Consider the following 5,958-nt stretch of genomic DNA (forward strand, 5'->3'; position numbering starts at 1 on the left):
GAAAAGTCCCGATGTCGATGATGTCACGATCCTTGCTCACTCCATGGGAAGCTGGCTTGCGGCTGAGGCTCTGCGCGGTGTGGCGATGCGCGAAAAATCAATCCCGGCGAAGGTCAAGAATGTCATTCTGGCATCACCGGACATCGATATCGACGTGTTTCGCCGTCAGTTCACGGAGATGGGGCCTAAGCGACCGCACTTCGCCATCCTGACATCGACCCGCGACAAGGCGCTGGAGGTCTCCGGCTGGCTTTCGGGTGGCGTTAATCGCGTCGGCGGTACCGATCTCAGACCTTGCACACCCCTTCTCAAGGAACTCGGCGTTTCCGTCATCGACACGAGCGCTATCGCGACGAATGATCCGCTCGGCCACAATACCTTCGCCGACAGTCCGGAGATCGTGCGCCTGCTCGGGCGCCGGCTGGCAGGGCAGAGCATCGATGGAGGAAAGACGAACGTTGCGGACCAAATCGGGATGACTGCGGCCGATTTCGCAGGTTCGGCGGCGCGCGTAGCCGTCGCCGCCCCAGTTGCCGTCGTCAGTCCGGAGGCGCGCGACGTTCTCAAGCGGGAGCTTTCGTCAGACAGCGGGCGGATGGTGAACGGTCAGATCTCTTACTGAAGAGCGAGCGCCTTCTTCAGACCGCCATCTGATGAAGCCGGATTCTCAATGCCATCCGGCTTTGGCTGACGGATTTTCAGAGGCAGGGTAAGCGACATCACTCGAGGACCCCGACGGAATTGCAAGTGGAAGTTGGCATGATCGCAAGGAACCGGCCACGACCGGAATTCGCAGTCCGGATCGTTAAAGCCGGCACGGCGGCATGCCGACTCTACGGCCCGACAAAGACAAACGTTGCTGATATTGCCCGCCTTCTCGGGAAGTCGCCGGCGAGCGTATATAAAGTCTTTCCTTCGAAGGCGGCGATATGGGATGCGATCGCGGAGAATTTTTTCAATAGCGATCTCTGCTTTACCGCCTCGGCTGATGGCGAATTGGCGAGTGCGGCGGACCGCCTGAAAGATGCCGCGCTCGGCCATCATCGGTTAATGCTGAACGCCCTTCGCAGCGACAGCCAAATGTTCAAACTTATTGTTCTTGCGGCGGAGGGCGATTGGCCGTCATTCGGGAATTATCTGAAGGGCCTACAAGATGGAGTGGGCGAGCTCATTTGCGCCGGGATCGCGGCGAAAGAGTTCGTTCCAAGGAATGTCGGTTTGGCCGCTTCCTGCTTTTGCGCCACAATCGGTGTCCTATTGGATCCTAGAATTGTCGCAGCACTGCCGTCGGGTCACTATGAGATTTCCGCTCAAGAGCTCGTTTCCTTTGCGGTCGCGGCGCTAAATGGCATCCAACCGACGTGAGCTTGTCGCCGTATGCTACTGATATCGACGATACTTGTGGCCAATTGTACCCTCACGTCCATCTTGACGCTTTCGATATCGTGGGCACAATTTGCGGATCGCGCGGGCGGCGTTATCGCCGAAAATGTCAGGGAACGCTTGAAGAAAGCTACGGTTTTTTTGAGGACAGCGCTCTGACACTTGAAGGTGCGATCCTCATCCGCAGCACTAGATTCGTGACATGCGCGCAAAGTGTCAGCACGCATTATTGCTGCCAGGAGTGATTTTCGTAATCACTGCCCCGAATGTCGGGGGCTCATGGATCCGGAATGTGAGGTGGATTTCCGGCTTTAACACGCAGCATAATCCGCAGGGAAGAAATAGCAGGCTAGCTGGAAATTACTCTGCCGCGATCGCGTGGTGTCCCAGCGGCAATTCAAGGCGCGTCCAGACGTCGACCAACGCTTCGGCAAGCGCATCGATCAGTGCGTTGTCATGATAGGGTGTCGGCGTGATGCGCAGCCGTTCGGTGCCGCGCGGCACGGTCGGATAGTTGATCGGCTGGACATAGATGCCATGCTTGGCAAGCAAAAGATCGCTCGCTTGCCTGCACCTTTCCGGATCCCCCACCATCACCGGCACGATGTGCGTTTGACTGGGCATGACCGGCAGGCCTGCCGCATCAAGCACGGATTTTACCCGCGCCGCGCATTCCTGATGGCGGTCGCGCTCCCATTGCGAAGTCTTGAGGTGCCGGATCGCGGCGGTGGAGGCCGCGCAGACCGCTGGCGGCAGCGCGGTCGTAAAGATGAATCCCGGCGCGTAAGAGCGCACCGCATCGATGATATCGGCATTCGCAGCGATATAGCCGCCGAGACAGCCGAATGCTTTCGCCAGTGTGCCCTCGATCACGTCGATGCGGTGCAGGGCGCCCTCCCGCGCGGCGATGCCGGCGCCGGCCCGGCCGTACATGCCGACCGAGTGGACCTCGTCGATATAGGTCATCGCGCGATACCGCTCTGCGAGATCGCAGATCTGGTTCACCGGCGCAATGTCGCCGTCCATCGAATAGAGCGCCTCGAATACAATCAGCTTCGGCCGCTCGGCCGCCTGCGCCGCCAGCAACTCTTCGAGATGACCGACATCATTGTGGCGCCAGATCTTCTTTTCTGCGCCGGCACGTCGCACGCCCTCGATCATCGAATTGTGGTTCCGGGCGTCCGAAAGGATGAGGCAGTTCGGAAGCAGCTTGGCGATCGTCGCGATACCGGTTTCGTTGGACACGTACCCCGAGGTAAAGACCAGCGCCGCTTCCTTGCTGTGGAGGTCGGCGAGCTCGCGCTCCAATTCGACCAGCGGATGATGAGTGCCGGAAATGTTGCGGGTGCCGCCGGCACCGGCTCCCATGCGCTCAGCGGTTTCAACCATGGCGCCGATGACCTTCGGATGCTGGCCCATGCCAAGATAGTCGTTCGAGCACCAGATCACGACCGGTCGCGGGCCATCCGGGGAATGCCATATTGCATGCGGGAAACGTCCGGCGACGCGCTCGAGATCGGCAAACACGCGGTAGCGCCGTTCCGCATGCAGGCGAGCAAGTGCTGCAAAAAAGAAATGATCGTAGGTCATGGAGTAAATCTCCGTCCGGTTCGTGTTCGGCGACTAAGACTTCCCCGATCCAAAGAGCCGTTGCTCATCCGATCCGGCGTCCTCGCCTATCGGACTTGAGGAGGGCGGCCGGTTCCTGGGAGGGAAAGGACCGGCCGCGGGCGAGCCACGGCGGGGGATCGAGTGCCGGGCATCGAATGGCGGTATCCAATGAAATCAATCAGATTCACGATCGGACGTTTCGTAAGAGCAGCCTATGTGAACGCGGACGCAGGCTGCTGACGGCAGGTTCGCGTTGCTGCTGGCTCGTGAAGGGGCTCGGAATCGTTGAAGGTCAAAGTCGTGGCCCCCAGCGCGGCAATGAGCACGACATAGGACAACGAAGTGCTCGCCGCGGGCCAAGCCGGCCATGCGAAGAAAATCGAGGCAATTGTAATCCATAGGGCAGCGTGAACATCACTTTCAGCAGCAATTCGATAGGACCGCCGATACAAGGGCGCGCGCAATGATCGCCGCGGCCATCCGGCCGACCTCAGGGCCAACAGATTTTCGCGAACCTCCTCGTCCCGCCGCAGTAATTCTCTGATCGTCCAGGCGGAGGTTTCGGTTTCAGCGCAAGGTTCACTGTGTTGGGCGGCGGCGTTGCGACCTCGCAGGCGTGCGCCCAAAGCGGAATGATACGCCACCGAGGAAATGAGGGACAACATGACGCCCCCTACTCGGCTTCAAGGCAGAAGTTGAATGCGGCAAACCACCCCTCAACCCAGAGATCGTAGCCTGCCGTAAGCAGGTGATAAGGGCAATCCTTCGCATCAAAGCCGGACTGATAGGCGTCAAAACCTTCTGCATAGAACGACATGACATATCTCCTCGTCATTGGTTAGGCGATGATGTTTCAGCGACATTTGTCTGATCGGGCACGGCAGACCAAATCCGAATGACGGACAGCCAGGGGTTGATGGAATCCGCTCGATATCGGACGGCGGTCGAGACATTGCCACAAGCATGATCATGTCCATCGAAAATTGGCGGTGGGTCGCCGCTTGAAATCAGCTCGATCGGCACGGGTTTACCGCGTCCAGGAAAGAGCATCGGAGAAACGCAATACATTCCAACCGAGGCGTCGATGGATGCTGCGCAACTGACGGGTCCCATCGAGTTCTCGATCAGCGGGCCGTCTATTTGCGAACGCCCAACGCAGCGTCCCGTGCCAACTCCCGCCTTGGTGTGAAGTTGCTTCGGCAGCCCGAAAAATTCAGTAGGTTCCAATGCGTGCATGATAACCTCACGTGTTTGGCAGCGTTTATCCCCGCAAAAACTTCGTGAGACATAGTTTGATGGTTTGGGATGCAAGGCGCTATTAGACACTGGTAGCGTATGGTTACCATTTGGCAGCGTTACCTATACCTATGTCTAAGGGGGCCGCGCGATCGGAGGCTTATACCGGACAGCGGGCAGCGATAAGACGGAGAGCCACATTTGCGTTGATGACGATGGCACCACGATACCTTGGGATGCGGCACCAGGCTCGTCCAGATAAGGGGGTGCTGCGAAACCTTCGAGCAATTAAAAACGGATTATCCACTGCCTATTGCACAAACCCGAGGTTCGATTGGTAGGTACGCCCGCAATTTTCTCAGTAGCGAAACGTCAGCCGTGAATTAGTCGATCCGCAATCGAGTCAAAAAAAGGCCCCTCCGGGGAGGGGCGTAAGGGGCCGGAGGGAGGGAAGCGGCCGTCGGTGGATAGTTTCATCATAGATGTGTCCTCCCCCATTTTGCTATTGGCGGCTCGGATTGATTCGATACCGATTAGGAGGAGATGTTCTATACGCAAGCCCAAGAGCTGTCATACGTGCCTTGGCGCCTTTGCCAGTGGCAGCTTCAGCTTGTCGGCCATTACTACCAAAACCATCACCTCTCGCTCCCGCGGGGTCAAGCTGTCGAAACGCGCGCGCAACGTCTCCAACGCCTTCTCGTTCTCAAGCCAGACGCGATCGCGCGCCAGGCCGGCGTAAACAGCATCAAGCAGATCCTGATCGCGAAACGGCTTTGTTAGAAACTCGACCGCGCCCTCTTTCATCGCCTGGACGGACATCGGAATATCGCCGTGCCCTGTGATGAAGACGATCGGGAGTTGCATGTTCGCCTGGGAGAGCTTTCGCTGAAAATCGAGACCGCTTTGGCCCGGTAGCCGGATGTCGAGCACGAGGCAAGTTGGTGTGGCCGGGCGGCTAAAATCGAGGAAATCGCCTACGGAGGCCAGCAGCCTCACATCAAAACCAACGGAACGAAGCAGGCTGCCGAGCGCCTCGCGGATCGTTGGGTCATCATCGATGACAATAACAGTCGCTGGCGCCTCGGTCATTGTCGACGCATCCAAAGCTCAGCCGGCACTCGTGCACCCATGCCCATGACAGGAGCACCGGACGCCGCCCTAACGGCATCGTGCCAAAATGAATAGAACACTCCCCACTTCCCCTCCTGCGTCCCGCACACAGAGTAGAATGCCCTCTAATTACTTCACCCACAAGGGCAAAAGCAACGTGACCAGTCTTCCGGATGAGCGCTTGTGCGGCTGGTCGTGAATGCCGCTGGTGTTAAACAATCGATACCATCGTATAGGCTGTGGTGGCTTTGCCGCCCATGCACGCTGATGTATCCTATCGGGAACGTCACAATACCAGAACCAGAACGGTGGGAAACACACGAATGGGCAAATTTGCGAGGCCGCAATGCCAACCGTCCAGCCATTGATTGCGATCGTCGATGACGACGTGTCGATGCGCGAGGCTGTCGAGGGACTCGTGAGATCGCTGGGATTCGACGCCCATGCCTTTTCATCTGCGGGTGATTTCTTGAGATCCCCCGATCTTAACCGCACGGCTTGTCTGGTAACGGATATCCATATGCCTGGCATGACCGGGCTTGATTTACATCGCCACCTCATTGCGTCTGGCGAACGCATTCCGACCGTTCTGATCACCGCCCATCCGAACGAAAGCAC

The 5,958-nt window shown here is 58.1% G+C and carries 5 protein-coding genes and 1 pseudogene; 3 read left to right on the forward strand and 3 right to left on the reverse strand.

Features of this window, described 5'->3' with window-relative positions; all coding sequences use genetic code 11:
• A partial coding sequence (locus tag PY650_RS36015; RefSeq protein WP_285884846.1) for an alpha/beta hydrolase occupies positions 1-622 on the forward strand: 622 nt, incomplete at its 5' end.
• A gap of 137 nt (positions 623-759) precedes the next feature.
• The gene (locus tag PY650_RS36020) at positions 760-1,365 is read left to right on the forward strand and encodes a TetR family transcriptional regulator (RefSeq protein WP_285884847.1); all 606 of its coding nucleotides are present in this window, start codon (positions 760-762) and stop codon (positions 1,363-1,365) included.
• A gap of 378 nt (positions 1,366-1,743) precedes the next feature.
• On the opposite strand, the gene hemA is transcribed toward PY650_RS36020, so the two are convergent.
• The 3 genes and pseudogenes from hemA to PY650_RS36035 all read right to left on the reverse strand — a co-directional run.
• Positions 1,744-2,973 carry a 5-aminolevulinate synthase gene (gene hemA, locus PY650_RS36025; protein WP_285884848.1) on the reverse strand — a complete coding sequence of 410 codons (1,230 nt, stop codon included), beginning with the start codon at positions 2,971-2,973 and terminating at the stop codon, positions 1,744-1,746.
• Between the two features lie 694 nt (positions 2,974-3,667).
• A complete protein-coding gene (locus tag PY650_RS36030) occupies positions 3,668-3,811 on the reverse strand; it encodes a hypothetical protein (protein WP_285884849.1) in 144 nt (47 codons plus the stop codon).
• A 1,040-nt stretch (positions 3,812-4,851) separates the two neighbouring features.
• Positions 4,852-5,319: pseudogene (locus PY650_RS36035) on the reverse strand (response regulator transcription factor); the annotation flags it as partial.
• A 367-nt stretch (positions 5,320-5,686) separates the two neighbouring features.
• Here PY650_RS36035 and PY650_RS36040 point away from each other — a divergent pair.
• A partial coding sequence (locus tag PY650_RS36040; protein WP_285884850.1) for a response regulator transcription factor occupies positions 5,687-5,958 on the forward strand: 272 nt, incomplete at its 3' end.

Origin of the sequence: Martinezella calliandrae, from assembly GCF_030272695.1 — a bacterium.
Taxonomy (GTDB): Bacteria; Pseudomonadota; Alphaproteobacteria; order Rhizobiales; family Rhizobiaceae; genus Rhizobium; species Rhizobium calliandrae.

Coding starts and splice junctions, on each gene's coding strand:
- PY650_RS36030 (WP_285884849.1), bottom strand. CDS start 3,811: ATGTCGTTCTATGCAGAAGGTTTTGACGCCTATCAGTCCGGCTTTGAT.
- hemA (WP_285884848.1), bottom strand. CDS start 2,973: ATGACCTACGATCATTTCTTTTTTGCAGCACTTGCTCGCCTGCATGCG.
- PY650_RS36020 (WP_285884847.1), top strand. CDS start 760: ATGATCGCAAGGAACCGGCCACGACCGGAATTCGCAGTCCGGATCGTT.